This window comes from Microbacterium sp. JC 701, from assembly GCF_021026215.1.
GTDB classification, from domain to species: domain Bacteria; phylum Actinomycetota; class Actinomycetes; order Actinomycetales; family Microbacteriaceae; genus Microbacterium; species Microbacterium algihabitans.
In genome coordinates, this window is the sequence record NZ_JAJNCV010000001.1 from 369593 (window position 1) to 395550 (window position 25958).

Genomic DNA, 25958 nt, shown 5'->3' on the forward strand with positions numbered 1-25958 from the left:
CCGACCAGTCCGCGGTCGCCGGTGACGACTCGGGGGAGTCGAACCGGTGAGCGTACGGTCGGCGGCCTGGGCGCCGGATCCGATGTCCGGCGCTGACGCGCTCCTCCCCCCGGAGAGCGCAGACGGCTGCCACCCGGGCGTGACCGCTGCGGCCACCCGAAGGCCGCTGAGGTGCACACAGTGACCCACCCGCCTGCCCTATCGACACCCGCCCTTGCGGCGAAGAACCTGTTCAAGGTCTTCGGCCGCGCTCCTCAGGCCGCCGTCGAGAAACTTCGCGCCGGTTCCTCGCGCAGCGAGGTCTCCGAGCAGGGGACCGCCGCCGTGATCGACGCGAGCTTCGAGGTCCAGCCCGGCGAGATCTTCGTCATCATGGGCCTGTCCGGCTCCGGCAAGTCCACGATCATCCGCATGCTGAACGGCCTGCACGAGGCCACCGCGGGAACCGTCGAGGTGCAGGGCGACGCCCTCACCGGCGTGAGCTCGTCGCGTCTGCGCTCGCTGCGCCGCGACCGTCTCGCGATGGTCTTCCAGCACTTCGCGCTCCTCCCGCACCGGACGGTCGCGGCCAACGTCGCCTACCCGCTCGAACTGCGCGGCGTCGACAAGGCCGAGCGGCTCGCGAAGGCGAACGAGATCCTCGCCCTCGTGGGCCTCGAGGGCTGGGGCGACAAGCTCCCCTCGGCGCTGTCGGGCGGAATGCAGCAGCGCGTCGGCATCGCCCGCGCCCTCGCCGCCGACACCGACGTGCTCCTGATGGACGAGGCGTTCAGCGCCCTCGACCCCCTGATCCGTCGCGAGATGCAGGAGCAGTTGCTCGAGCTGCAGCGCACGCTGAAGAAGACGATCGTCTTCATCACCCACGACCTCAACGAGGCCATGTTCCTCGGCGACCGCATCGCCGTCATGCGCGACGGGCGCATCGTGCAGATCGGCACGCCCGAAGACATCCTCACCGACCCCGCCAATGACTACGTCGAGCAGTTCGTGCAAGACGTCGACCGTGCCCGCGTGCTCACCGCGGGCAACGTCATGGAGCGTCCGCGTCCGCGCGTCGAGGCCTCGGCCGGCCCGCGCACGGCGCTGCGCCAGATGCGCGACGCCTACATGTCGGCCGTCTACGTCACCGACCGCGACCGCAAGCCGCTCGGCATCATCACCGACCGCGACGCCATGAAGCTCGTGCGTGCCGGCGAGAGCTCGCTGCTGTCGAAGCTCAAGCCGCTGCCGCAGAGCGTGCACGAAGACGAGGTGCTGATGAACCTGTTCGTCCCCTCGGTCGAGTCGCCGCTCCCGCTGGCCGTGCTCGACACCGAGGGCCGTCTGAGCGGCGTCATCCCGCGCGTGACGCTGCTCGCCGCGCTCGGCCCCGGACCCACCTCGACCGAGGAGCTCACCGTGCTGCCCCAGCCCCTGCCCTCCGCCGAGATCGACGCGGTGCTCGATGCGCCGGATGCCACGTCGCTCGAGAACCAGGAGGTCGCCCGATGAACGGCTTCCGCATTCCCGTCGGCGTCTGGGTCGACTCCGGAGTCGACTGGCTCCGCGACAACCTCTCCGGCCTGTTCGACGTGATCGCCCTCGTGGTGCGCTTCCTCGTCGGCGGTCTCAGCGACATGCTGCTCGCCGCCCCCATCGTCGTCGTCATCGTCGTGGCGGCTCTGCTCGCCTGGCTTCTGCGCTCGTGGAAGCTCGCGCTCGGCACCGTGATCGGCTTCGCGCTGATCCTCGCGATGGGCCAGTGGGTCACCGCGATGCAGACCCTCGCCCTCGTGCTCGTCGCGACGGTCGTCGCCGTGGCGATCTCGGTGCCGCTCGGCATTTGGTCGGCGCGAAACTCCACGGTGCGGGCAGTGCTGAAGCCGATCCTCGACTTCATGCAGACGATGCCCGCCTTCGTCTACCTCATCCCCGCCATCACGTTCTTCAGCATCGGCGTCGTGCCCGGCGTCGTGTCGACGGTGATCTTCGCGCTGCCCCCGGGCGTGCGTCTGACCGAGCTCGGCATCCGGGGCGTCGACTCCGAGACCGTCGAGGCCGGTCACGCGTTCGGTGCGACACCGGGCCAGATCCTGCGCGGCATCCAGCTGCCGCTCGCGATGCCCACGATCATGGCCGGCATCAACCAGGTCATCATGCTCGCGCTGTCGATGGCGGTCGTCGCCGGCATCGTCGGAGCCGACGGCCTCGGCAAGGAAGTCGTCGAGTCGATTTCGACGGTCAACCTGCCCAAGGGCGTCGAAGCCGGCCTCAGCGTCGTCGTGCTCGCGGTCTACCTCGACCGCCTCACCGCCGCGCTCGGCAACCGCGCCGACAACACCGGATCGCTGCTCGGCGTGCTGGGCCGTCGCCGTGCCGCGCGCGCGGCTGACGCGACGTCCGCGGCCTCGACTCCGGATGCCGCTGACTCCATCGAGCGCGACCAGACGCCGACCCGCCGCACCCCGGTGTCGGCCGGGCGCTGAGCTCCGGCATCCGCCCCCTTCTTCTCCGCGCGAGGGGTCATCTTCTGTCGCTTCGGCACGCGATAGGCGACAGGAATCGACCCCTCACGCGGGAAGGCACCCACGGAATCACATACGAAACGGAAGAGAACACAGCAATGAACACGCGACACCTCACCTCAGCCCTCGCCCTCGGCGCCGTGGGCGCCCTCGCCCTCGCAGGCTGCGCCAGCGGAAACCAGGCCGAAGGCGGCACCGGCGGCGGCGGCGAGAAGGGCACGATCACGCTCGGCTTCCTGCCCTCGTGGACCGACGGTCTGAGCACGGCGTACCTGCTCGAGGACCAGCTCGGCAAGCTCGGCTACGACGTCGAGATGCAGACGCTCACCGAGGCCGGCCCCCTGTACACCGGTCTCGCCCAGGGCGACGTCGACATCTACCCCTCGGCGTGGCCCGAGCTCACGCACACGTCGTACATGGACCGCTACGGCGACAAGATCGAAGACCTCGGCGCGTACTACGACAACGCAAAGCTCACGATCGCGGTGCCCAGCTACGTCGACATCGACTCGATCGAGGAGCTCAAGGCCAACGCGGCCCGCTTCGACGGCCGCATCTACGGCATCGAGCCGGGCGCGGGCCTGACGAAGCAGACGCAGGAGACCATGCTGCCCGGCTATGGCCTCGACGGCGATTTCGAACTCGTCACCTCGTCGACCGCGGCGATGCTCACCGAGCTCGACAACGCCATCTCGGCGCAGAACGACATCGCCGTCACGCTGTGGCGTCCGTTCTGGGCCAACGACGCCTACGACGTGAAAGACCTCGAAGACCCCCAGGGCCTGATGGGCGACCCCGAGGCGCTGCACTTCCTCGGCACGTCGGGCTTCGCGGAGAAGTACCCGGATGCCGCTGAGCTCATCGAGGGCATCCAGCTCGACGACGAGCAGTACGGCGCGCTCGAAGACCTCGTGGTGAACGAGTACGGCGAGGGCCGTGAGGCCGAGGCCGTCGACGCCTGGCTCGAGAAGTACCCCGAGGCGTTCTCGACGCAGCGCGACTGACGCGTTCCGCCCGAAGCGCGATGGCCCCCTCCTGACACGGAGGGGGCCATCGGCGTCAACCGGTGTTCACTCGACGAGGACGGCGTCGTCGGAGAACGTGCCTTCGAACTGCGCAGCGGCGACGTAGCTCGTCAGGTGGACGCAGATCACGGCCCCGACGACGACGATGACGGCCGCCGCGATCACACGCGTCGTTCGATCGCGAGCGACGCAGAGGGCCACGACAGCGAGGACGACGGCCGCCATTTGGAGAAGACCGTTCCAGCCGGTGGGCAGTGGAGCAACCAGTGCGACCATCGCGACGGCAGTCAGGCCTACTGGCCACCAGCGCAAACGGGTCACGCTAGCGCGGCTCTGTGCTGTCATGCCGTGTAGATTCTGCCGTCGACCCGGGCGGGATTGCCGGCTTGCGTGGTGACCGAGTGCACCTTGGTGAACTGGAAGGGCACCCCCTTCACGAAGACGCTCGCCTTCGTGCGAATCTCGCATGTTCCTCGGCCTTGCGAGATCCAAGTCGAAGGAGAGGACGATGCGCTGATCACGCCTGAGGCCGCTCCGTTGCACGCGATGTTTCTTGTGACAGAGCCACCGCGCGCCTCGTAGGTGTAGCTCAGACTGAATGTGATCAGCGTGACGCCGGCGATCTCGACGTCCTGCCGGTTGATCACCTGGAGAGTTCGGACAGCCGGGCCCGAGAACAGGGAAACCCGATGCTCGTCCGAGGACGTAGTCGAGACTTGGCTCACAGTCGAGCTCGGCTCCGGGTAGGTGAAGAGTGTCGAGGGGTCTGCTGCTGCTGCTTCCTGCGTTGCCTTGGGCAGGGACGCGAAATAGTTCTCAATCTCCTCTTTCCCGGCGGGGGCAAGCGCGAGGTCGTCAACGAACTCGTTGAAGGTCTCCTGCGGAGTTGACGATGCGGTTTCAGCGGCAAGGGCGGGATGAGGGGCGAAGGCGACGAACGCCAGAGCGACGACGATCCCGAGTGTTGTGTGCTTGAGGGTGGGCATGACATTCCTTCCATATCAGGGGAGTGTCAGCGCCTGTAGTCGCTGTTTCTTCCATCTCGAACGTATACATCCCGTCACTGGGGTGGGTAGATGAAGTTGACCCGCAGGCGGGTGAAAGACTTTTGCCAGTCCTCGCCTCAGGCGATCGCGTGCGCCCCCGTGAAACGCGTGATGAAACCGGGGTGGCCGGCGGGCATGGCCAGCACCGAGTCGGGCGTGCGTCCCGCCAGCTGGGGGAAGCCGGAGTCGGCGACGAGGTCGTCGTCGAGCGCCTCGAGCTCGGCGGTCACGAGCGGCCAGGGCTCGTGCGCGTTGGCCGCCCAGATCGTGCGGCCGAGGTGTCGCTCGTGGAACCCCCACCGCGCGGTGAGGAAGCGCGACAGCGGGGTGTCGACCGTCTCGGTGCCGAGAGTCGCCCGCACCCGGGTCGACGGATGCCGACCCCCGTGGCGCCGCGAGCGGTACTCGATCCGCGCGCCGTCGGCGCGCACCCCCGCGCGCGCCCAGCGGTAGGGCAGGCCGAACAATGCCTGCGCCGCGAGCACCGGGGCGAGGTGCTCGGCCTCGAGCGTGCGGAACACGACCCCGCGACGGCCCTCGTCGTCGACGGCATAGGTGCGCACGTTGATCTCGGTGAACGAGCCCACGAACGGCACCGGGGGCAGCGGGAGGAACCGGAACTCGCTCAGCACGAAGGGGACGAGCCCGACCCAGGCGGAACCGTCGTGCACATCGGGACGCGTCCCCGGGGGCAGCAGGGGGGCGACCTCCGCCGGATCGATGCGCCAGTGCACGAAGATCGCGCGGTTCCAGCGCTGCGCGATGACGGCGCGTCCGGGCAGGTCGGGGGCGTGGCGCTCGGTGATCACCGGGACAGTCTGGCCCCGGCCCCTTTTCGCGGGGGGACACTGGACACATGGCCTCGTCATCTGCTGCGGATCCCCGCCTCGTGGCATCCATCCGCGAACTGCTCGCCGCGCGCGACGCCGACAAGACCATCTGCCCCTCCGAGGCGGCGCGAGCGGTCGGCGGCGACGACTGGCGCGACCTCATGCAGTCCGCGCGCGACGCCGCGCGATCGCTGGTCGAGCTCGGCGAGGTCGAGGTCACGCAGAAGGGCGAGGTGGTCGACGTGACCACGGCTCGGGGGCCGGTGCGCATTCGTCGGGCGCGCTGACAGGGACTGTCTCCGCGCCGATTCACCTGGTAAATCAGGGCCCGCATGCCCGCGTGTGCGCCCATGGGGTGCCGGGGAACCGACGGTCCGATTCTGTGGCGGTTCTCCGGTCCCGATGAGGCCCCGTGCGGCGGTCGCTCAGGCGACGGAGCCGGGCGCGGCCTCGGCCGAGGGTCCGGATGCCGGGGGCGTCGAGCGCTCGCGGGGGAGCTCGAGCGCGACCTTCTTCTCGAGCACGTCGACGGCGTCGTCGGACAGCAGGATGAGGCCGTCGAGCTCTTCGCGCACGCGGCGGTAGGCGAGCTGTCGCTCGTTGCGGGTCGCGGCTTGGTCGGTGGCGACCGTGAGCAGCTTCTTCGCGGTGTCGAGGCGTTTGCGCTCATCGGCGGTGAAGGCGGCATCCTTCACGCGGCGGGCGTCGCGCTCGGCCACCTCGAAGGCGACCTCGTAGTCGGTGACGGCGTCGCGGTACTCCTTGAGTTGCTCGGGCGAAAGGATCTCGCCGTCGGCGGGACGCAGGTTGTCGGCGACCTTCTTCGCGCGCAGGAAGGCGGCCGTGAGCGGCTGGCGCCCGTCGCTCATCGCGGGGTAGCTGATGAGCTTGGCGGCGTCGAGTTCGTACTCCAGCCACCGGTGGGTCACCTGGTCTTGCGCGGCGACGACGCGCTTCTGGGTGCTTTCGCTGGAGGCGACGGATGCCGCACCGATCGGCGCGGCCGCACCGGCACCGCCGGCGGCCGAGACGGCCATCGCTCCGCCCTGGGCCTTCAGCAGTTCGAGCTGCTCGCGGTGGCGGCGTCGAGCCGTGACCTCGCGATGCTTCACGCGCGCGTTGATGGCGCCCATCGTCATCCCGAAGACGGGGAACACGAGCCACCAGTAGTGCCCGGCGAAGGTCCAGAACTCATTCACGGCGCCATGCTACGCCGCTGTTCTCGGCCCCTCTCAGGAAGCGGGCGGACGCGGCCGGTCTCGTGCGGGAGGCGGCCAGACCGAGCCGTCTTGCGGCCGGGGGGCCTCGGCATCCGGAGTCTTCTTCTGCGCGCGCTTGGCGCCGCGCTCGCTCCAGCTGCGAGCGGCTGCCCGACCGACCGACTCCATCGACCGTGCGAGAGCGCGCTGCGCGGTCTCGGCGAGGTCGGATGCCATGCGGCCCCACGCGTCGTCGGCCTCGAGCCGCGGCTGCTCTCCGCCACGGCGCGCGGCACGCTCGGCGCGATCGAAGGCGTGGGCGGTGCGGCGCACGGCGTCGCGATAAGCGAGGAAGTCGGCGGGAGCCAGGCGCGTTTGCACCGAGGCCGGCCGGAGCCACTGCGCCCGCTCGTGCGCGCGCAGGAACTCGGCGAGCAGGGGAGAGCGGGAGTCGCTCATCTGGGGGTAGTCGATCGCGAGGGCCGGGTCGGTCTCGTAGGTCATCCAGCGCATCAGGATCGCGTCGTGCTCGGCGAGCAAGCGCGCGACAGGCAGGGGCGCGCTGCCCGAGCGGATCGCCGGGAGCATCGCCTTCGCCGCCTTCACGCCCGCGCGCCGCGCCCGCACCTCGGCCATCGCCGCGCGCAGGTCGCGCTGCGCGTCGGCGAGTCGTGCCCGGGCGGCAGCCACCTGGTCGTTCGAGACGCGCGATGCCGCGCGCTCGGCCTGCGCGCGCACGACCTCGGCGTCGGCGACCTTGATCTCGGCGCGGCCGCGCATGACCGCCGTGCGGGCGGTCTGCAGGTCGAGCATCGCCGCGTCGAGCTCGAGACGGCGGGCGGCCGACTTGCCCAGCGGACGCGAGGCCCACGCACGGGCGGCGCGATCGGTGGTGGTCGTGGTGCCGGCGGGAAGCGCGCGCTGGCGTGAGCGGCGCACGCCGATCCAGCCGACGGTGCCCGCACCGGCCGCCGCGGGGCCGATCCACCACCAGTCGACCAACAGGGCCATCAGCGGTTCCACGTGCCCATGCTACGACGGGCCTCCGACACCACGCTGGGCGTCAGGCCGGAATCCGCAAGCCACCCGCAACGCCGCAACGCGTGAGGGGTCATCTTCTGTCGCCGAGGCGCTCGCCAGGCGACAGCAGATGACCCCTCACGCGGGGATCGCGGGGCTCAGCCCAGGATCAGCGAGATGACCGTCGCGCCGCCGCCGGTGAGCACGAGCGCGCCGATCACGACCCACGCGGTGATCTTGACGCGCTTCTGACGCTTGTCGCTGAACACGGTCATGTCGTCGTCTTCATCGGTCATCGCGCGTCTCCTCTCGTCGTTGCGGGGGTGCGGGGCAGGGCCGGGGCCCGGGGCTCAGGCCACCGGCTCCGACACGGTGGGCCCGAAGACCGCGGGGAGCGTCTCGTTCGAGAGGCGGCGCAGCTCCGAGACGGGAACGGTGAGGACGTCCTGGATCTCGAGGGTGGCCTCGGTGCCGGGCTCGACGTCGGTCACGCCGATGCGCAGCACCGGGTAGCCGCGGCCGTCGCAGAGTCCGCGGAACTTCACGTCTTCTTCGCGGGGCACGCTGACCAGCACGCGGCCGGTCGACTCGCTGAACAGGGCGGCCGTGGCATCCACCCCGTCGCGCTCCATGAGCTCGGTGATCCAGACGCGGGCACCGACGCCGAAGCGCATGACGCCCTCGGCGAGGGTCTGCGCAAGACCGCCCGACGACAGGTCGTGCGCGCTCGAGACCAGCGACTGGGATCCTGCGGCCTGCAGCAGCTCGGCGAGCTTGCGCTCCATGGCGAGGTCGACCTTCGGCGGGCGTCCGCCGAGGTGATCGTGGATCGTGCCCGCCCACTGCGAGCCGTCGAGCTCGTCGGCGGTGACGCCGAGCAGGTACAGGTTCTCGCCGGCGTCCTGCCATCCGCTGGGGATGCGGGCCGCGACGTCGTCGATGATGCCCAGGACGCCCACGACGGGGGTCGGGTGGATCGGCTGGTCACCGGTCTGGTTGTAGAACGAGACGTTGCCGCCGGTGACCGGGATGCCGAGTTCGAGGCAGCCGTCGCTCAGGCCCTCGACGGCCTGGCTGAACTGCCACATGACCTCGGGGTTCTCGGGACTGCCGAAGTTGAGGCAGTCGGTGACGGCCGTGGGCACGGCACCCGTGACGGCGACATTGCGGTACGCCTCGGCGAGGGCGAGCTTCGCGCCGTTGTAGGGGTCGAGCTGGTTGTAGCGGCCGTTGCAGTCGGTCGCGATCGCGAAGCCGAGACCGGTCTCCTCGTCGACGCGGATCATGCCGGCGTCGTCGGGGAAGCTCAGCGCCGTGTTGCCGAGCACGTAGTAGTCGTACTGGTTCGTGATCCACGAGGTGTCGGCGAGGTTGGGGCTCGCGACGAGGGTCGTGAACTGGTCGCGGAGGGTGTCGGCATCCGTCGCCCGTTCCAGCTTCGCGGCGCTGTCGTCGTTGAGCGCGTCGATCCACGTGGGGTACGCGACCGGGCGCTCGTAGACGGGGCCGTCGACCGCGACGGTCGAGGGGTCGACGTCGACGATGCGCTCGCCGTACCAGTCGATGACGAGGCGGCCGTCTCCGGTGACCTCGCCGAGCACGCTGGTCTCGACGTCCCACTTGCCGACGACGGCGAGGAACGCGTCGAGCTTCTCGGGCGCGACGATCGCCATCATGCGCTCCTGCGACTCCGACATGAGGATCTCTTCGGGCGTCAGCGAGGGGTCGCGCAGCAGCACCTTCGACAGCTCGACCTTCATGCCGCTGTCGCCGTTGGCGGCGAGCTCGCTCGTGGCGCACGAGATGCCCGCGGCGCCGAGGTCTTGGATCGCCTCGACCAGGTCGTCGCGGTACAGCTCGAGGCAGCACTCGATGAGCACCTTCTCGGCGAACGGGTCGCCCACCTGCACCGCGGGGCGCTTGGTGGGTCCGCCGTCGGCGAAGGTGTCGGATGCCAGGATGCTCGCGCCGCCGATGCCGTCGCCACCCGTGCGGGCGCCGAACAGCACGACCTTGTTGCCCACGCCGGTGGCGTTGGCGAGCTTGATGTCTTCGTGGCGCATGACGCCCACCGCGAGGGCGTTGACGAGCGGGTTGCCCTGGTAGACCGCGTCGAACACGGTCTCGCCGCCGATGTTCGGCAGGCCCAGGCAGTTGCCGTAGAACGAGATGCCGCTGGTCACGCCGTGCACGACGCGCGGGGTGTCGGGGTGGTCGATCGCGCCGAAGCGCAGCTGGTCCATGACCGCGACCGGGCGCGCGCCCATCGAGATGATGTCGCGCACGATGCCGCCGACGCCGGTGGCCGCGCCCTGGAAGGGCTCGATGTAGCTGGGGTGGTTGTGCGACTCGACCTTGAAGGTGACCGCCCAGCCGTCGCCCACGTCGACGACGCCGGCGTTCTGACCCATGCCCACCATGAGGCGGGTCTTCATCTCGTCGCTGACCTTCTGGCCGAACTGACGGAGGTAGATCTTGCTCGACTTGTAGGAGCAGTGCTCGCTCCACATGACCGAGTACATCGCGAGCTCGCCGCTGGTGGGGCGGCGGCCCAGGATCTCGCGGATCTTCGCGTACTCGTCGCTCTTGAGACCGAGGGCGCCGTAGGGCTGCTCTTTCTCGGGCGTGGCGATCGCGTTGTCGACGGTGTCCGCAAGAGCGGTACGGGCGGCGGGGTTCGGGGTGGTCACGCGGCTGAGCTCCAAGATCGCAGGGGCCGGACGCCAGTCAGTCTAGTTGGGACCGCCGACATGCCCGGGGTCTCCCGCAGCGTCGGAGCGCTACCTCAGCGATCTGCAGAGAATCGGTCGGGTTCGCGGCCTCCGGGCTGACGATGTGCGGATCGCTGAGCCTGCGCGACAGCTCGGGGCAAGATGGACGGGGCTGCGCCGTCAGCAGTCCGCTGAGAGGACGCCCATGCGCATCGTCATCGCCCCCGACAAGTTCAAGGGCACGCTGACCGCGCGAGAGGCGGCGGATGCCATGGCCCGGGCCGTGCGCGACCGATGGCCCGGCGCGGAGATCGCGATCGTGCCGATGGCCGACGGCGGAGACGGAACGCTCGACGCCCTCGGCGGGGCCAACGTCCACGACGAGGTGACCGGACCGCTCGGCGAACCCGTGCACGCGGCCTGGCGCCTCGACGGTCGAGCCGCCGTGATCGAGTCGGCAGCGGCATCCGGACTCGTCCTCGCCGGAGGAGCGGAGGCCAATGACCCCTGGGGTGCGACGACGCGGGGTGTCGGCGAGCTCATCGGGCTCGCGCTCGACTCGGGGTCGATCCGCATCGTGGTGGGCACGGGCGGCGTCGCGGCGACCGACGGCGGCCGCGGGGCGATCGAGGCGCTCGGCGACCACGTGCCGTTCGCCCCCGGCCAGGTGACGGTACTCACCGACACGACCACCACGTTCGTGCACGCGGCCGAGGTGTTCGGCCCCCAGAAGGGCGCCGACGCCGAACTCGTCGAGCGCCTGACGGAAAGATTGCGGGCGGATGCCGCGGACTGGGCCGAGCGCTTCGGGCTCGACGTCTCGGTCGTGCCGAGGTCGGGCGCCGCGGGCGGTCTCTCCGGCGCGTTGCTCGCGGCCGGCGCCGAGGTGGTCGACGGCGCGGCCTGCGTCGCGCAGGCGCTCGAGCTGGGCGAGGCGCTCGCCGAGTCGGACCTCGCCCTCACCGGGGAAGGGGCCTTCGATGCCACGAGCATCGCGGGCAAGGGGCCGGGGCACGTGCTCTCGGTCGCCGCTCGCCACCGGGTGCTGGCGGTCGTCATCGCCGGGGCCGTCGGCGCGGACGCCGTCGGATCGCGCGTCTTCTCGATGAGCGAGGTCGTGGGCGCGGAGCGCGCGCTCGCCGACGCCGCCGACGCGCTGCGCGTCACGACGACCCAGGCGCTCTGGCAGCTCGATCTCTGAGGGGTCGCAGGCTCCGCGGGTCTCGACCCCTCCCGGCGTCAGGCCGTCTTCGCGATGCGCACTCGGATGTCCTTCATCAGCGGCTGGTCGCTCTGACGGCTGTAGTCGTCGGGGCCGAGCAGCACGTTCATCTCGGGGAAGTACCCGGCGGCGCTGCCGCGCGGGGTGTCGTACTCCAGTGCGCGGAACGCCGTGACGCTGCGCACCGAGCCGTCGCGCGAAGTGGCGACGATGTCGACGAGGTCGCCCTCGGCGATGCCGCGCTCCTTCATGTCGCGCCGGTTCATGAAGACGAGCTCGCGGATGTTGCGCACGCCGCGGTAGCGGTCGTCGGCCGAGTAGATGGTGGTGTTCCACTGGTCGTGCGAGCGCATGGTCTGCAGCACCAGCACGTCGGCCTCTTCGGGGATGACGTTCGGCAGCTCGGCGTGCGAGAACTCGGCCTTGCCCGACGGCGTCTGGAAGTCGCGCTCGCGCGCGGGCTGCGGGATGCGGAAGCCGTAGGGCTGGCGCACCAGCTGGTTGAAGCCCTCGAAGCCGGGCAGCGCCTTGGCCATCGTGTCGCGGATGCGGTCGTAGTCGCCGACGTACCACTCCCACGGCGTCGCCGACTCGGGCATGGTCGCGCGGGCGATGCGCGCGATGATCTCGGGCTCGCTCAGCAGGTGCGGGGAGGCGGGCTTGCGAGAGCCGAGCGAGAGCATGACGGAGCTCATGGCATCCTCGGTCGAGATCGACTGGGGCCCCGACTCCTGCTCGTCGCGCTCGGTGCGGCCGAGGCACGGGAGAATAAGCGCCGCCTTGCCGTGGGTGAGGTGGCTGCGGTTGAGCTTCGTGCTCACGTGCGCGGTCAGCTCGCAGCGTCCCATGCCCTCGGCGGTGAGCTTGGTGTCGGGAGCGGCCCGCACGAAGTTGCCGCCCATGCCGAGGAAGACCTTGAGGTCGCCGCGGTGCAGCGCCGCGACCGTGTGCACGGTGTCGAGGCCGGGCTCGCGGGGCGAGGTGATGCCGCAGACCTCGTCGAGCTTCTCGAGCCAGTCCTCGGTGGGCTTGTGGTTGATGCCGCAGGTGCGGTTGCCCTGCACGTTGCTGTGGCCGCGCACGGGTGAGGGGCCGGTGCCCTTCCGACCCACGTTCCCGCGCAGCAGCAGCAGGTTGACGATCTCGCGCACGGTGTCGACGCCGTGCTGGTGCTGGCTGACGCCGAGGCACCAGCTGATGACGCAGCGCTCCGAGGCGAGGTAGACCGCCGCGGCCTGGCGGATCTCGGTCTCGGTCAGACCCGCCTGCTCGACGAGTTCGGCCCACGTCGTCGCCTCGACCATCGCGCGGTACTCGTCGAGCCCGCTCGTGTACTGGTCGAGGAACGCCTGATCGATCGCGGTGGGGTCGGTCGCCGAGGCCTCGAAGACCACCTTGGCCATGCCGCGGATGAGGGCGAGGTCGCCGCCGGGGCGCACCTGCAGGTTCATCGTGCTGGTCGGGGTGGAGTGGAAGGTCGCCATGTCGACGATCTCGTGCGGCACGATCGTGCGGGTGCCGGCGACCTCGCGCAGCGGGTTCACGTGCACGACCTGAGCGCCCCGGTCGATCGCCTCGGCGAGGCTGGTGAGCATGCGCGGGGCGTTCGAGGCCGCGTTGACGCCGAGGATGAACAGCGCGTCGGCGTTCTCCCAGTCCTCGAGGTCTGCGGTGCCCTTGCCGGTGGCGAGGGATGCCGTGAGCCCACGACCCGAGCCCTCGTGGCACATGTTCGAGCAGTCGGGGAGGTTGTTCGTCCCGAGCTCGCGCGCGAACAGCTGGTAGAGGAACGAGGCCTCGTTGCTGAGGCGCCCCGACGTGTAGAAGGCCGCCTGATCGGGGGATTCCAGCGCGGTGAGGTGCTGCGCGATCATGCGGAACGCGTCGTTCCACGAGATCGGCACGTAGTGGTCGGTCTCGGCGTCGTAGACCATCGGGCCGACGAGGCGACCGGCGTCTTCGAGTTCGAAGTCGCTCCACTGCGACAGCTCGCTCACGGAGTTCTCGGCGAAGAACTCTTTACCGACCCGCTTGTGGGTCATCTCCCACGTGACGTGCTTGATGCCGTTCTCGCAGATGTCGAGGGTGACGCCTTTGTCGTCGGGCCAGGCGCACCCGGGGCAGTCGAAACCGCTCTTCGGGTGGTTCATCGTGAACATCGCCTTGGTGCCCGCGATCGGCTGGCGCTGTTCGTAGAGCACCTTGCCGACGGTGAGGGCGGCGCCCCAGCCGGCGGCCGGGTGCTCGTAGGCACCGGTGCTCGACCAGTCGCCGTCGACCTGCGGGCCGAGGCCCCCCTGGCGCGGCTCTTCGGTCATCAATCCGAACGACTCACCCATAACAGTTCCTCCGATGGTCGTGGCGCCGGGCTCGTGGCATCCGGTCGTCGTCAGCGTACGCTCGCGAGGTCGGTCGTCGCGGGGGTTGTGGACGGTGCAATGATGCGATCCGTCCGCGTGTACAGATTCATGCTGTTGCCCCGCACGAAGGCGGCGAGGGTGAGACCCGCGCGCTCGGCGAGCTCGATCGCGAGCGACGAGGGCGCCGAGACGGCGGAGAGCATCGGGATGCCGGCCATCACGGCCTTCTGCACGAGCTCGAAGCTCACGCGGCCCGACACCTGTAGCACGGTACCGCGCAGCGGCAGACGGTCGTTCAGCAGGGCCCAGCCGACCACCTTGTCGACCGCGTTGTGGCGTCCCACGTCTTCGCGGGCGACGAGCAGCTCGCCGGTGGCGACGTCGAAGAGCGCCGCGCCGTGGAGTCCGCCGGTCTTGTCGAAGGTCTTCTGCTGCTCGCGCAGGCGATCGGGGAAGGCGGCGACGTCGTGGGCCGAGACCCGGATGCCGTCGGAGGCGACGTCGTAGCTCGACACCTTCTCGACGGCCTCGATCGACGCCGTGCCGCAGACCCCGCACGAGCTCGTCGTGTAGAAGGAGCGCGCGATGTCGGGGGAGGGCAGGTCCACTCCCGGCGCGAGGGTCAGGTCGAGGACGTTGTAGGTGTTGCCCTCGGCGCCGCCCGTCCCGGGCCCCCCGCAGTGGATCGCGCGAGAGAACTGGTCGCCACGGCTGATGACGCCCTCCGAGACGAGGAACCCGGCGGCGAGTTCGACGTCGTGACCGGGCGTGCGCATGGTCACCGACAGGGGGGTGCCGGCGACGCGGATCTCGAGCGGTTCCTCCACCGCCACGGCATCCGGTCTCTGCCTGTTCACGCCGTCGAGGGTGAGACGCGTGACGCGACGGGAGGCGGTGAGGCGGCCCACGTCAGGACCTGGCCGCGAGCGAGATGGGGGGCATGGGTCGAGCGTACGCCCGCGTTCGGGCCCCACGGGCGGCGGAAAGACCGTCGATTCCGCGCGATTCCGCGGCGCACCGCATCGGGCGGTGGGACCGCGCTCATCTCCGCAATCCTGCGGGAATCGGCCTTTCCCATTCTGTCGAATACAGATTCTTCGAGATTTTTCAAGCGCGGCGTGACGATTCCCCCACCCACTACGTCTTAGTCATGTAGGCCGAAGCGCCACCCCGGAGCAACCGGGTCCAGACATCGAAAGGCACGGACATGGCTACCGACACCACCACCACTCCCGCTGCGCAGAACGTCCCCCAGGCGGCGTCGCGCGTGAACCGCCCCCTCGGCGGACGCGGCCCGGAGGCCCACACCGAAGGCAAGACCACGATCGCCGAAGGCGTCGTCGCCAAGGTCGCCGGCATCGCGGCCCGCGAGGTCACCGGCGTGTACGCCCTCGGTGGCGGCGGAGCCCGCGCCCTCGGCGCCATCCGCGACGCCATGAACGCCACCGACCTGACGCAGGGCGTCAAGGTCGAGGTGGGCGAGACCCAGGCCGCCGCCGACGTCACCATCGTCGTCGAGTACGGCGCCCCCATCCAGGAGGTCGCCGACCAGGTGCGCGCCCGCGTCGCCGGTGCGATCAACCGTCTCGTCGGCCTCGAGGTCGTCGAGGTCAACGTCGACGTGAACGACGTCCACATCCCGGGCGACGAGAACAACGACGCCGAGTCCGAGAAGCGCGTCCAGTGAGCGTCAGCACGAAGGGCGCGCTCGCCGGCCTGGTGCTGGCCCTCAGCGCCCTGATCTTCGGCTTCTGGGGATTCATCCTCGTCGCCCTGTTCATGGCGATCGGTGTGGTCGTCGCCCGCATGACCGCGGGTGAGATCGACGTCCGCAACGTCGTCAACGCCTTCAAGGGTCGGAGCACATCGTGACCACCGTCACCGCTTCCCCCGGGGTCGGCAACCGCACCACGGTTGCCGGCCCCGGCCTCCCCGCCGGTCGGGTGAACATCGCCGACCGCGTGCTGCAGAAGACGGCCGAGCGGGCCGCCGCCGACATCGTCGGCGTGGATGCCAAGAACGTCCACGTCGAGATCGTCTCGTCCCGCGACTCCGCCGTGGTGCGCGTGTCGACGCCCTTCCCCGTCCCCCGCCTCGACGACACCGAGGCCGTCCGCGCCGCGACCCCGGTGCTCGACGCAGCACGCGCGGCCCAGGGCGAACTGCGCACGCGTCTGACCCGGCTGTTCGGCCGCGAGGTCTCGCGCGTCGACCTGACCATCACGGGCGCCAGCGCCCCCCAGCGAAAGCGAGTGCTGTGATGAGCGATAGCGTGCTCCGCACCGTCGTGCGCCGCGAGACCCACTCCCCGCGCACCGTGGCCATGCTCATCGTGGTCGTGCTGCTGCTGCTCGCGCTGGCGTACGCCGCGGTCGAGATCATCCTCCACCTCGCGGGAGCCCAGCCGCTGCTGGTCGGTCCCGGCGAGGCCCTGAACGCCCTCGTGGCGGCTCCGACTGCGCTCATGCCGGTCGCCTTCATCGTCGCCGGCGTCGTGCTGGCCATCCTCGGCCTGATCGTGCTGATCCTCGCCCTCAAGCCCGGGCGCCTCTCGCGCCACGAGATGGAGTGGGGCGACCGTGCCGTCGTCGTCGACAACGGCGTCGTGGCATCCGCCCTCGCCCAGCACCTCAGCAACGAATCGGGCATCGCCCGTGACGACATCGTCGTGGGCGTCGCCCACCGCGCCGTCGACGTGACGGTGCGTCCCCCGGTCGGCATCCCGGTCGATGAGGCGCAGCTGCGTCGCATCGTCGACGAGGAGGTCGCCGCCTACAAGCTCACCCCCGCCGTGCGCACTCACCTGCGCGTCGAGCGCCCCGACACCAAGGAGTCCCGATGAACGCCACGCGTCGCGGTCTGAACCGCTTCATCCTCTTCGTGGTCGCCCTCGTGCTGCTGGCGCTCGCGACCCTCGCGCTGCTGGTCGGGCTCGTGCCCGGCGGCGCCGACACCTGGACCACCGTCATGGGCGGATTCCAGGGCTGGCTCGAGTCGCTCGGACGCGAATCCGCCGGCTGGGGAGCCGTCGCCGCCTTCGTGGTGATCGCCATCGTGCTCATCGTCATCGCCTCGTCCGCCGTCCGCGGTCGGCGTCAGGCGCCCCTGCAGTCCACCGGCAGCGCCAGCGACGAAGGTCGCATCACGGTGACCGACGGGTTCGCCTCGGAGGCGCTGAAGAACGCGCTCGCTGAGCGCGACGAGATCCTGTCGTCGCGCGTCAGCGCCGGCGAGATCCAGCACGAGTCCGTGCTGCACGTCGCGGTGACCCCGCGACAGAACACCTCGCCGCGCCAGGTGGCCGAGCACGTCGACACGCTCGTGACGAACCTCGCCGCCCTCACCGGACAGAACCTGCGCGCCTACATCTCGATCCACTCGGGTCTGCGCGCCAAGCTCGCTCGCGACAACACCCGCGTGCACTGACACCCCCACGAGGAGACGTGATGTCCAGCATCGATGCGACCATCGACCCGCCCGACCTCGAGGCCGCGGCTACGCTCGCGGCGACGGCCGCAAGCTCCGTGCCGGGCGTTCACGCGCTCGGCAGCCTGCTCGGCCGCGCGTCCGACGCTGTCCGCGAGCGGGTCGGCCTCGCCCGCACCGCCCCGGGCGTGAAGATCGACACCGACCGCGCCGACGGAGTCACCGCGACCATCTCGCTGGTCGTCGACTACCCGCACAAGCTGCGCGAGGTGTCGGACGAGGTCCGCCGGGCCGTCCGCACCGCGCTCGAGCCGATGGGCCGCGGCCGGGTCGACGTCGACGTGGTGGTGACGGGGGTCTTCGGACCGAACGACCGCGATGTCGTAGTCGAGGCCGAAGAGCGGGCGGATGCCGTGGCCGCACGGGCCTCGGACCTCGCAGACGACGCGAAGGCCAAGGCGAAGGACGTCGCGGATCGCGCCTCGGCCGTGGCCGACGACGCGAAGGCCCGGGCGTCGGACGTGGCGGACGAGGTGCGCACGCGGTCGCAGGACCTCGCGGCCAGCGCCTCGGAGACGATCGACACCGCCGTGTCGAAGACCAAGGACGTCGCGGCCGGAGCCGCCGCCGCCGTCGACGAGACGGTCCGCCAGGCGCGCGAGCGCGTGGCCGCCGCCGACGCGGAGTCGGACATCGCCGCAGCGGATCGCGTGACCGAGGGTCTCGAGCCCGAGCGCACGGCGCCCGCCGCGGATGACCGTGGAGACGTGAGCGACGTCGTCGCGGAGGCTCTCGAAGACGCCGCGATCGACATCGCGATCGCCGCCGACGAGGTGCGCGCCGACGACAAGACCCCCGCGACCGACAGCGTGCAGTCGGTCGTCGAGGACGAGCGTCCGCGGTCCTGAACCGACTGGTATCTGAAGGCCCCGCTCCGGCGGGGCCTTCGGTCTGTCCGCCGGCCTACCCGCGTGAACAACTCCGGAACTCCGCAGCGACCAGGGGCGCGGGACGCCGGAATCGCGGGAGGGCACGTGCGCGGGGCGACGGTTCTTCCGGAGTCGTGCACGCGGCGGGGGCGGACGCCGGGCGGCGCCCGCCCCCAGCGTGCCCGGCTAGTTCGCGGTGGCGTTGTCGTAGGCCCGCTGCGCGGCCTGTTGCGCGTCGGCCAGGGCCTGCTCGGTCGTCTTGTCGCCGAGGAGGACCGCGGTGATCGCGTTGTTGAGCTCGTTCTGGATGTCCTGCCCGGCGGGCGACGAACCGAACGACTTCCCGCTCTCGACCACGTCGTAGTACGTCGAGATCACCTGATCGAAGCCACTGTCGCCGGTCGGCACCACGAACTGATCGCGGATCATCGCGTCGGCCTCGGGCGAACCGGTGAACAGGCCGGTGTTGAGCCCGCCCTTGCTCTCGATCGTCGCGGCGCGCGCAGCGCCGGCCGCCATCCAGGCGTCGGTCGAGGTGAGGTCAGTCATCCAGGCGCAGGCCGCCGCGGGGTTCTTCGCCCCCACGGGGATCGCGAACGCGGTGCCCGATGCGAGCGAGAACGGCTGCCCTTCTGCATCGCGGAACGGGACCGCCTGCAGCGAGACCTGGTCGCGGTAGGCGCCGAGCACGTTCGGGTACCACTGGTTGGCCACCTGCGCGCCGACCTGGTTCTTCACGAACTGGTTGGCGTCGCCGAACGTGTCGAAGGAGTCGGTGAAGCTCTTCACCGCCGCGTAGCCGCCCTGGGCGTCGGTGATCTGCTTCAGCGCGTCGATGCCCGCCGCGTTGGCGGGATCGTCGAGGGTCGGCTTGCCCTCGGCATCCGTCAGCTGTCCGCCCATGCCGAGAACCCAGAGTCCGCCCTGTCCCGTCGCGACGGGATCGAAGCCGAGACGCGACGGGGTGCCGCCGGAGGCCTGGTAGATCTTGCCGACCGCGGCGAGCAGCCCGTCCATCTTCGAGGTGTCGAACTCAGCGGGTGTCACCCCGGCCTCGTTCAGCACGTTCATGTTCAGCAGGATCGCGGGCGGCTGGTAGAACTGCGACACCGCGTAGACGCCGTCGTCGTAGGTCACGTCGTCGACGACGTTCTGGTACCAGCGCTCGTTCGGGGTGACGCCTTCGGCCTCGAAGCACGCGTCGAGGGGGATCAGCAAACCCTGCGCGGCGTAGGTGGTGACGTAGCGGCGGTCCATCTGCACCACGTCGGGGACGTCGCCGCTCGCGATGCGGGTCGTGAACTTCTGGGCGTCGAAGGCCGTGGCATCCAGGGTCACCTCGACGTCGGGGAGTTGGCCGGCGGCGTAGTCGAGGCGCGATTGCCCCACGTCATCCGCGTTCTCGAAGCCCCACGCGGCGAGAGCGCCCGTCGGTGCGGCGGAGAAGTCGACGTCGGCGGCGGGGTCGTCGGAGCCCGCGCTGCACGAGGTGAGGGCGATGGCGGATGCCGCGACGACCGCGGCGCCGGCGAGGGAGCGCTTTCGCATGATGTGTCCTTTCGAGAGGGGGGAGTGTCAGCCTTTGCGGCCCTGGGTTGCGACGCCCTCGATGAAGTAGCGCTGACCGAAGGCGAAGATGATCAGCATCGGGAGGGTCACCAGCAGCGACGCGACCATCACGTACTGGTAGTCGCCCTGACCGCCCGCGCTGGGGCTGTATTTCGTCATGGCGTATGCGATGCCCAGCGGCGCGGTGAACTCCTCGACGCTGCCGGCGTTGAGGTAGATGAGCGCGGCCTGGAGGTTGTTCCAGCTCGCCTGGAACTCGAACAGGAACACGATGATGAACGACGGGATCGACAGCGGCATGGCGATGCGCCAGAACAGGCCCCAGGCGCTGGCGCCGTCGAGCCGCGCCGCCTCGAACAACTCCCGGGGGACGCCGAGGAAGAACTGCCGCTGCAGGAAGATGTAGAAGGCCGAGCCGAACAGATTCATGCCCCACAGCGGCACCCAGGTGCCGAGCAGCCCGGTCTCCTTCCAGATGAGGTAGATCGGGATCATCGTGACCGCACCGGGCAGCATCATCGTCGCGAGCACGAGCCCGAACAGCAGCCCGCGGCCGGGAAAGCGGAAGTACGCGAAGCCGAAGGCGACGATCGAGCTCATCACCGCGACGGTCGTCGCCGCCAGCAGGGCGATCGCGACGCTGTTGAACATCCAGCTGAGCAGCGGGAGCTGGGTCCACACCTCGGCGTAGTTGCCCGGGGTGAAGGTCTTCGGGATCAGGGCGTTGTCGAACACCTCGCCGCGCGGCTTGAGGCTCGCCGCGAGCAGCCACGCGAAGGGGTAGAGGAACAGCAGCGCGAAGACGACCAGCACTGCCGCGAGGACCACGCGGCCCGCCAGGGTCTTGGGCTGCTTCAGCGCACGGCGCCATCGCGGCGCCCTCGTGACGGATGCCGCCAGCTCGGGCCGGGCCTGCGCGACGCCCGGGGTCTGCAGGGTGTCGGCCATCAGCGATCCCCCTCGTAGTAGACGAAGCGGTTGCCGAGGCGCACCTGCACGATCGTGATGAGCAGGATGATCACGAACAGCAGCCACGCCATCGCCGCGGCGAAGCCGAAGTTGAACTGCCGGAACGCCTGCTGGAAGAGGTAGATCGCGTAGAAGAGCGACGCCTCGGGCGAGGCGTTGCTCTGGTCGCGCCAGAACAGCAGGTAGGCCTGGTCGAACACCTGGAAGGCCGCGATCGTCAGCACGATGACGTTGAAGAACATCGCGCCCGAGATCATCGGCAGAGTGATGGAGAAGAAGCGGCGGACGGGACCTGCGCCGTCGATCTGCGCAACCTCGTAGAGGTCGACGGGCACGTTCTTGATGGCCGCGAGGAAGATGACCATGGTGCCGCTGACGGTCCACAGTGCCATCAGGACGATGCTCGGCTTCACCCACGCCGGGTCGACGAGCCACTGCGGACCGGGGATGCCGACGGCTCGGAGCGCCTGATTGATCGCGCCGGAATTGCCGTTCAGCAGTAGGAAGAACACCGCGGCGGTGGCGACCGCCGGCGTCATCTTCGGCAGGTAGTAGAGCGTGCGGAAGATGCCGGCCCCGCGGCCGACCCGGCTCAGCAGCAACGCGAGGACCAGGGCGAACGCGATCTCGAGCGGCACCGCCATGACGGCGTAGAACAGCGTGTTGCCGAGCGAGACGGCGACCCGCGGATCTTCGAACAGTTGAGAGTAGTTCGTGACGCCGACCGGTCGGGCGGCCCCCGTCGCGAGGTTGTAGCTCGAGAACGAGATGACGAGGCTGTAGATCATCGCCCCCGCCGTGAAGACGAGGAACCCGATGATCCAGGGCGAGATGAACAGGTAGCCGGCGATCGCCTCGCGGCGGTTGTACTTCACCTTCTGCCGCGGAGGGCGGCGTTTCGTGAGGGGAGTGCGAGGCCGGGCGGGGGAGAGCGTCACCGGAAGGACCGGTCGGCGGCGGTGGTCTCGATGCTCATGGGGTCTCCTCTCGCGCGCGCCCTCGTCGTCGAGAAGCGCTTCGCCAGGGTCGAGAAGCCGCGAGAAGAGGTCCAGGGCGTTGCCAAGGGCGGCCGAACGTGGGATACAGGCCGGTTCAGCGCGCGTCGAGGGCGCGCAGGTAGCGCCCGGTCATCCACGCCTGCACGCGACGACCGAGAGGGGCGCCGATGCGGGTGAACCAGCGGCCCGGCTTCGAGAAGGCGGCGATCTCGAAGACCACCTCGTGGTCCGGCCGAAGAGTCAGGGTGAAGCGTTCCTCCCCGCGCTCCGGGTGACCTGGCAGCGTTCCGTAGGCGAAACCCGCGACGGTGGCCGACCGCTCGGCCCACACGACCAGGCAGGGGATCCGGAAGCTCAGGATGCCGAGACCCAGGCGCATCGTGACGCGCGTGCCCACGCGCATCGGCGTCTCCGACAGCGTCACCCGCGCCCCCGCGCGTCGCTGCGCCGCTCCCGACAGCAGCAGGTCGGCCGCGCGCTCGAAGTCCGCGTGACCACGGCCGATCACGCGCCGCGCGCGCACGTGGTGGTAGCCCGCGGGCATGGTGCCGCCGGTCGCGCCGACCTCGGCGTACGTCAGGCCGTCCATGCGATCACGGTAGGGCAGCGGCATCCGGATGCCGTCGGGCTTGCGGGTCGATCGGAGCGCCGTCGCGGTCGGGTGAGAGGCGCGTGGCACGCCGACATGCGCATCAGAAGCAGTGCAAGGATGACCGCATGATCGAGTTCCGCGACGCGCGCCCCGAAGATCTCGACGACATGGTCGAGGTGCAGAACTCCATCCACCGGGCGGGGCTGCGCGCGTGGGCGGTCGACGCCGACTTCGTGCGCGAGCGCTATCTCGACGACGAGCACACGATCGCCCTCACGGTGGCGGTGCGCGACGGGGTGGTGATCGGCTTCCAGTCGCTCAAGCGCGCCTGGGCGGAGAACCCGTACGGCGTGGAGGAGGGCTGGGGCATCATCGGCACCCACATCCACCCCGACATGGGGCGCAGCGGCATCGGCCGGAGCCTGTTCGCGCGGTCGATCGCCGCGGCGCAGGACGCCGGACTCCGTCACATCGACGCCACGATCGGCGCCGACAACGCCCCCGGACTCGCCTATTACGTCGCGATGGGCTTCGTGCCGTATCGCGAGGGCGACGGCGAGAGCGGCATTCCGCACCGGTTCGACCTCTGACGCGCGGGCGGTGTCGGTGGCCACGCCTACGCTGAAGGCATGGTCTCGACAGTCCCCGGTCCGCTCGCGTGATCGACGTCGCCGAGCACCTCGCCGCGATCCTCGAGGCGGTCGTGCCGCTGGAATCCGAGCCGCGTGACGTCGCGGCCGCGCGCGGCCGCGTGCTGCGGGCCGCGGTCCACGCCGCGGTCGATGTGCCGGGGTTCGACTGCTCCGCGATGGATGGCTTCGCCGTGCGCGCCGACGACATCACCGCAGGGCCGACGACCCTGCGGGTGGTGGCCGATCTGCCGGCCGGCTCCGAGCTCGACCCGCCGATCGGGCCTGGTGACGGGGTGCGCATCATGACCGGAGCCCCCGTGCCCACCGACGCGACCGCCGTGGTGCCGTTCGAAGAGACCGCCGAGGGGCTCGAGGGCGGTCTCGGCCCGGTGGCGGTGCTCACGGCGCCCCGCGGCCCCGGCGCGCACATCCGTCGACGCGGCTCCGACGTGCGGGCCGGATCGCTCGTCGCCGCCGCCGGGGTGCGACTGACCGCGGGACGGGTCGGTGCGATCGCGGCATCCGGAGTCGGGACCGTCTCGGTCGCGCGCGCCGCGCGGGTGGCGATCGTGTCGACGGGATCCGAGCTGCGACCGGCGGGAACACCGCTGCGGCGCGGACAGATCCCCGAATCGAACAGCGTGCTGCTCGCCGGTCTCGCCGAGGAGGCGGGGGCCGAGGTCGTGCTGCGCACGAGCGTCGACGACAGCGGCGACGGCCCGCGTCGCGCGATCGCCGCCGCCGAGGCCGCGGGCGCCGACGTCGTCGTGTTCTCGGGCGGGGTGAGCGCGGGCGCCTACGAGGTCGTGAAGAACACCCTCGGCGACCTCATGCGATTCGAGCCCGTGCGCATGCAGCCCGGAAAGCCGCAGGGCTTCGGTCGCTCGGCGGCGGGCACGCTGCTGTTCGGTCTGCCGGGCAACCCGGTCAGCGCGGCGGTGTCGTTCGAGCTCTTCGTGCGTCCCGCCCTGCGTGCGCTCGAGGGCGACGGCGAGCTCGGCCGTTCCCGCGCCCTGGTCCCGTTCGCCGTCGAGTGGCGCGCACGGCCCGAGCGGGCGCAGTACGTTCCCGTGCGGATCGACCGCTCAGACCCCGCGCATCCGGTGGCCGAGCCGGTCGAGCGCGGCACACGCGGCTTCGGCGACGCGAACGGTCTCGCCGTGATCCCCCCGAGCACGCGGGGTGTCGCCGCGGCCGATCCGGTCGAGGTGCTGCTGTGGTGAGCGTCGATGCGATCCTGCTCGCCGGCGGACGCGCCACACGCGTCGACGGGGCGACGAAGCCGCTGTTCGAGGTGAACGGAACGACCCTGCTGCACGCGGCGATCGCGGCCGTGCGGTCCCACGGCGCACAGCGGATCGTCGTGGCCGCACCCGTGCTCGCTGACGATCTCGACGTCGAGTGGGTGCGCGAAGACCCGCCCTTCGGAGGACCGGTCGCCGGCATCGTCGCCGCCCTCGGCCGCGTGCGCGCCGACGAGGTCTACGTGCTCGCGTGCGATCTGCCGACCGCTCGCGCCGCGGTCGATCTGCTGCCCGACGAGATGACTCCGGATGCCGACGGCGCCTGCCTCGACGACGGGCGTCGACAGTGGCTGATCGGTCGATACCGCACCGGGGCGCTGCGGGAGGCGGCATCCGCCCTGCCCGACGACGGACGAGATGCCTCGATGCGCGCGCTGCTGGGCGGGCTGCGCATCACGGCGATCGCCGCGGACGAGTCCCTGACGCGCGACGTCGACACGTGGGACGATCTGACGCAGGCGCGGTCGTCGACCCGCCCGACGGCCCGAGGAGGAGTCATGACCGAATCCCGCACGCTGCCGCCCGAGGCGCTGAACGACTGGAGCGCCGCCCTCGCGGAGCGTTTCGATCTGGCCGAGGGCGACATTCCGATCTCGCTGATCCTCGACCTCGCGCGCGACGTCGCGAACGGGGTGGCCCGCCCGGCGGCACCGCTCAGCGCGTTCGTCGCGGGTCTGGTGGCCGGTCGCGCCGGCGGCTCACCCGCCGACACCGAAGCCGCGGTCGCTGCCGTGGTCGAGATGGCCCGCGGGTGGGAGAACCGCTGAGCCGCGATGCCTGAGGGGGTGGTCGTCGGGGTGGTCGCGGGCCGAGAGGCACTGGCCCGCCGAGGGTGGCGGAGTCTGCTGGCGCTGGTCGGCGCCCCTCGGTGAATCAGGCGGCCCGCAGCACGTCGACCGCGAATCCCGGCGCAATCGCGGCCAGGCGCGAGTCGTTCGTCCACAGCAGCGAGCACCCCTCCTCTTGCGCGACGGCGAGGTGCAGCGCATCTGCCGTTTGCAGGCCGGGATTGCGAGCTCTCAGACGTGCAGCGCGGACATAGGCGTCGGGCTCGATCGGCAACATCTCGAAACGATCGAAGACGCTCCACATGTGAAGCTGCGACTCGGCGCCTCGCTCGCGCATGGGTCCGACCATCGCTTCGAGCATCACGAGCGGGCTCGCCGCCAAGGGGGCACGAGCTGCAGCGAGAGCCATGCGCGCGCGGTCGCCGACACTGTCGTCGCGCTCGACCGCATAGATGACCAGGCAGCTGTCGACGTAAATCACGCCCCTGCCGCGCGATTCTCCGCGATGATCGCCTCGATCTCTTCGACCGGACGCGCGAGCTCGGGCGTCAGGGGGTTCTCCTCCAACCACTTCGCGAAGGCGTTGCGCGGACGCGGGGGCTGGACGTCGATCGGAACGATCCGCGCGACCGGAACCCCGCGCCGCGCGATCGTGACCTCGACGCCCGACTCGGCCTCGGCGATCAGCTTCGAAAGGTTGTTGCGCGCCTCCAGCACGTTGTAGATCATCGCGGCAGGCTAGCCAGCTTCCTGGCGAGGAAGAAGAGAATTCACCCTCGGTGGTGCCGTCAGTTGGTGCCGGGCCCTTCGGCAAGCTCAGGGACCTCCCTTCGA

The 25958-nt window shown here is 70.4% G+C and carries 29 protein-coding genes; 14 read left to right on the plus strand and 15 right to left on the minus strand.

Translation table 11 applies throughout. From position 1 onward, the window contains the following. Positions 1-180: 180 nt before the first annotated feature. The 3 genes from LPW41_RS01805 to LPW41_RS01815 all read left to right on the plus strand — a co-directional run bounded on the left by LPW41_RS01805 (position 181) and on the right by LPW41_RS01815 (position 3508). The gene (locus LPW41_RS01805; protein WP_230703953.1) at positions 181-1491 is read left to right on the plus strand and encodes a glycine betaine/L-proline ABC transporter ATP-binding protein; all 1311 of its coding nucleotides are present in this window, start codon (positions 181-183) and stop codon (positions 1489-1491) included. Beyond that, positions 1488-2465: a proline/glycine betaine ABC transporter permease gene (locus LPW41_RS01810; RefSeq protein ID WP_144830773.1), complete on the plus strand. Its 978-nt coding sequence runs from the start codon at positions 1488-1490 to the stop codon at positions 2463-2465. Before LPW41_RS01805 ends, LPW41_RS01810 begins: the two co-directional genes overlap by 4 nt. 137 nt (positions 2466-2602) lie before the next feature. Continuing rightward, positions 2603-3508, plus strand: coding sequence for a glycine betaine ABC transporter substrate-binding protein (locus LPW41_RS01815; protein WP_230703954.1), 906 nt, complete (start codon positions 2603-2605; stop codon positions 3506-3508). A 66-nt stretch (positions 3509-3574) separates the two neighbouring features. On the opposite strand, the gene LPW41_RS01820 is transcribed toward LPW41_RS01815, so the two are convergent. From LPW41_RS01820 to LPW41_RS01830, 3 genes are all read right to left on the minus strand, one after another. Then, positions 3575-3754: a hypothetical protein gene (locus LPW41_RS01820; protein ID WP_144830766.1), complete on the minus strand. Its 180-nt coding sequence runs from the start codon at positions 3752-3754 to the stop codon at positions 3575-3577. A 116-nt stretch (positions 3755-3870) separates the two neighbouring features. Continuing rightward, a complete protein-coding gene (locus LPW41_RS01825; protein WP_230703955.1) occupies positions 3871-4515 on the minus strand; it encodes a hypothetical protein in 645 nt (214 codons plus the stop codon). Between the two features lie 137 nt (positions 4516-4652). Beyond that, positions 4653-5384, minus strand: coding sequence for a YqjF family protein (locus tag LPW41_RS01830; protein ID WP_144830759.1), 732 nt, complete (start codon positions 5382-5384; stop codon positions 4653-4655). Positions 5385-5431: 47 nt separating this feature from the next. On the opposite strand from LPW41_RS01830, the gene LPW41_RS01835 reads away from it, so the two are divergent. Continuing rightward, positions 5432-5692 carry a DUF3253 domain-containing protein gene (locus tag LPW41_RS01835; RefSeq protein ID WP_230703956.1) on the plus strand — a complete coding sequence of 87 codons (261 nt, stop codon included), beginning with the start codon at positions 5432-5434 and terminating at the stop codon, positions 5690-5692. A 138-nt stretch (positions 5693-5830) separates the two neighbouring features. Here LPW41_RS01835 and LPW41_RS01840 read toward each other — a convergent pair whose 3' ends face one another. The 4 genes from LPW41_RS01840 to purL all read right to left on the minus strand — a co-directional run bounded on the left by LPW41_RS01840 (position 5831) and on the right by purL (position 10314). Then, positions 5831-6604, minus strand: a complete 774-nt coding sequence (locus LPW41_RS01840; protein WP_154096970.1) for a hypothetical protein — start codon at positions 6602-6604, stop codon at positions 5831-5833. 33 nt (positions 6605-6637) lie between these two features. Further along, the gene (locus tag LPW41_RS01845; RefSeq protein WP_230703957.1) at positions 6638-7627 is read right to left on the minus strand and encodes a hypothetical protein; all 990 of its coding nucleotides are present in this window, start codon (positions 7625-7627) and stop codon (positions 6638-6640) included. 155 nt (positions 7628-7782) lie between these two features. Then, positions 7783-7920 carry a hypothetical protein gene (locus tag LPW41_RS01850; RefSeq protein WP_164481587.1) on the minus strand — a complete coding sequence of 46 codons (138 nt, stop codon included), beginning with the start codon at positions 7918-7920 and terminating at the stop codon, positions 7783-7785. Between the two features lie 54 nt (positions 7921-7974). Beyond that, positions 7975-10314, minus strand: a complete 2340-nt coding sequence (gene purL / locus LPW41_RS01855; RefSeq protein WP_230703958.1) for a phosphoribosylformylglycinamidine synthase subunit PurL — start codon at positions 10312-10314, stop codon at positions 7975-7977. 226 nt (positions 10315-10540) lie between these two features. Between purL and LPW41_RS01860 the strand changes: the two genes are divergently transcribed. Beyond that, positions 10541-11536, plus strand: coding sequence for a glycerate kinase (locus tag LPW41_RS01860; protein ID WP_230703959.1), 996 nt, complete (start codon positions 10541-10543; stop codon positions 11534-11536). A 38-nt stretch (positions 11537-11574) separates the two neighbouring features. On the opposite strand, the gene LPW41_RS01865 is transcribed toward LPW41_RS01860, so the two are convergent. Together LPW41_RS01865 and fdhD are read right to left on the minus strand one after the other, a co-directional pair. Further along, positions 11575-13896, minus strand: coding sequence for an FdhF/YdeP family oxidoreductase (locus LPW41_RS01865; protein ID WP_230703960.1), 2322 nt, complete (start codon positions 13894-13896; stop codon positions 11575-11577). Positions 13897-13946: 50 nt separating this feature from the next. After that, positions 13947-14825 carry a formate dehydrogenase accessory sulfurtransferase FdhD gene (gene fdhD, locus LPW41_RS01870; protein WP_230703961.1) on the minus strand — a complete coding sequence of 293 codons (879 nt, stop codon included), beginning with the start codon at positions 14823-14825 and terminating at the stop codon, positions 13947-13949. Between the two features lie 299 nt (positions 14826-15124). Here fdhD and LPW41_RS01875 point away from each other — a divergent pair, with 299 nt between their 5' ends. From LPW41_RS01875 to LPW41_RS01900, 6 genes are read left to right on the plus strand one after another with little or no spacing between them, the layout of a single operon-like run. After that, positions 15125-15604, plus strand: a complete 480-nt coding sequence (locus LPW41_RS01875) for an Asp23/Gls24 family envelope stress response protein (protein ID WP_144830734.1) — start codon at positions 15125-15127, stop codon at positions 15602-15604. Then, a complete protein-coding gene (locus tag LPW41_RS01880; protein WP_144830731.1) occupies positions 15601-15789 on the plus strand; it encodes a DUF2273 domain-containing protein in 189 nt (62 codons plus the stop codon). Before LPW41_RS01875 ends, LPW41_RS01880 begins: the two co-directional genes overlap by 4 nt. After that, positions 15786-16178: a hypothetical protein gene (locus LPW41_RS01885; RefSeq protein WP_144830728.1), complete on the plus strand. Its 393-nt coding sequence runs from the start codon at positions 15786-15788 to the stop codon at positions 16176-16178. Before LPW41_RS01880 ends, LPW41_RS01885 begins: the two co-directional genes overlap by 4 nt. Positions 16179-16189: 11 nt before the next feature. Beyond that, complete coding sequence (locus tag LPW41_RS01890; RefSeq protein ID WP_230703962.1) at positions 16190-16759, plus strand: DUF6286 domain-containing protein; 570 nt, start codon at positions 16190-16192, stop codon at positions 16757-16759. Continuing rightward, positions 16756-17343 (plus strand): hypothetical protein, encoded by a 588-nt coding sequence (locus tag LPW41_RS01895; protein ID WP_144830722.1) that lies wholly within the window; start codon positions 16756-16758, stop codon positions 17341-17343. Before LPW41_RS01890 ends, LPW41_RS01895 begins: the two co-directional genes overlap by 4 nt. Before the next feature lie 20 nt (positions 17344-17363). After that, positions 17364-18251, plus strand: a complete 888-nt coding sequence (locus LPW41_RS01900) for an Asp23/Gls24 family envelope stress response protein (protein ID WP_230703963.1) — start codon at positions 17364-17366, stop codon at positions 18249-18251. Between the two features lie 207 nt (positions 18252-18458). Here LPW41_RS01900 and LPW41_RS01905 read toward each other — a convergent pair whose 3' ends face one another. The 4 genes from LPW41_RS01905 to LPW41_RS01920 all read right to left on the minus strand — a co-directional run bounded on the left by LPW41_RS01905 (position 18459) and on the right by LPW41_RS01920 (position 22487). Continuing rightward, positions 18459-19820 (minus strand): ABC transporter substrate-binding protein, encoded by a 1362-nt coding sequence (locus LPW41_RS01905; protein ID WP_154096964.1) that lies wholly within the window; start codon positions 19818-19820, stop codon positions 18459-18461. 27 nt (positions 19821-19847) lie between these two features. Further along, positions 19848-20789 (minus strand): carbohydrate ABC transporter permease, encoded by a 942-nt coding sequence (locus LPW41_RS01910; protein WP_154096963.1) that lies wholly within the window; start codon positions 20787-20789, stop codon positions 19848-19850. Next, complete coding sequence (locus LPW41_RS01915) at positions 20789-21685, minus strand: carbohydrate ABC transporter permease (protein ID WP_307207706.1); 897 nt, start codon at positions 21683-21685, stop codon at positions 20789-20791. The genes LPW41_RS01910 and LPW41_RS01915 overlap by 1 nt, the downstream gene beginning before the upstream one ends. Before the next feature lie 217 nt (positions 21686-21902). Then, a complete protein-coding gene (locus LPW41_RS01920; protein WP_230703965.1) occupies positions 21903-22487 on the minus strand; it encodes a DUF1990 family protein in 585 nt (194 codons plus the stop codon). A 38-nt stretch (positions 22488-22525) separates the two neighbouring features. On the opposite strand from LPW41_RS01920, the gene LPW41_RS01925 reads away from it, so the two are divergent. The 3 genes from LPW41_RS01925 to LPW41_RS01935 all read left to right on the plus strand — a co-directional run bounded on the left by LPW41_RS01925 (position 22526) and on the right by LPW41_RS01935 (position 25103). Then, the gene (locus LPW41_RS01925) at positions 22526-22990 is read left to right on the plus strand and encodes a GNAT family N-acetyltransferase (protein WP_230703966.1); all 465 of its coding nucleotides are present in this window, start codon (positions 22526-22528) and stop codon (positions 22988-22990) included. A gap of 68 nt (positions 22991-23058) precedes the next feature. Continuing rightward, complete coding sequence (gene glp / locus LPW41_RS01930; RefSeq protein WP_230703967.1) at positions 23059-24255, plus strand: gephyrin-like molybdotransferase Glp; 1197 nt, start codon at positions 23059-23061, stop codon at positions 24253-24255. Further along, positions 24249-25103, plus strand: a complete 855-nt coding sequence (locus LPW41_RS01935; RefSeq protein WP_154096960.1) for an NTP transferase domain-containing protein — start codon at positions 24249-24251, stop codon at positions 25101-25103. The genes glp and LPW41_RS01935 overlap by 7 nt, the downstream gene beginning before the upstream one ends. A 106-nt stretch (positions 25104-25209) precedes the next feature. Here the strand turns inward: LPW41_RS01935 and LPW41_RS01940 are convergent, their stop codons facing one another. Further along, positions 25210-25605, minus strand: a complete 396-nt coding sequence (locus LPW41_RS01940; RefSeq protein ID WP_230703968.1) for a PIN domain-containing protein — start codon at positions 25603-25605, stop codon at positions 25210-25212. Next, positions 25602-25853, minus strand: coding sequence for a type II toxin-antitoxin system Phd/YefM family antitoxin (locus tag LPW41_RS01945; protein ID WP_144830695.1), 252 nt, complete (start codon positions 25851-25853; stop codon positions 25602-25604). Before LPW41_RS01945 ends, LPW41_RS01940 begins: the two co-directional genes overlap by 4 nt. Positions 25854-25958: the final 105 nt, after the last annotated feature.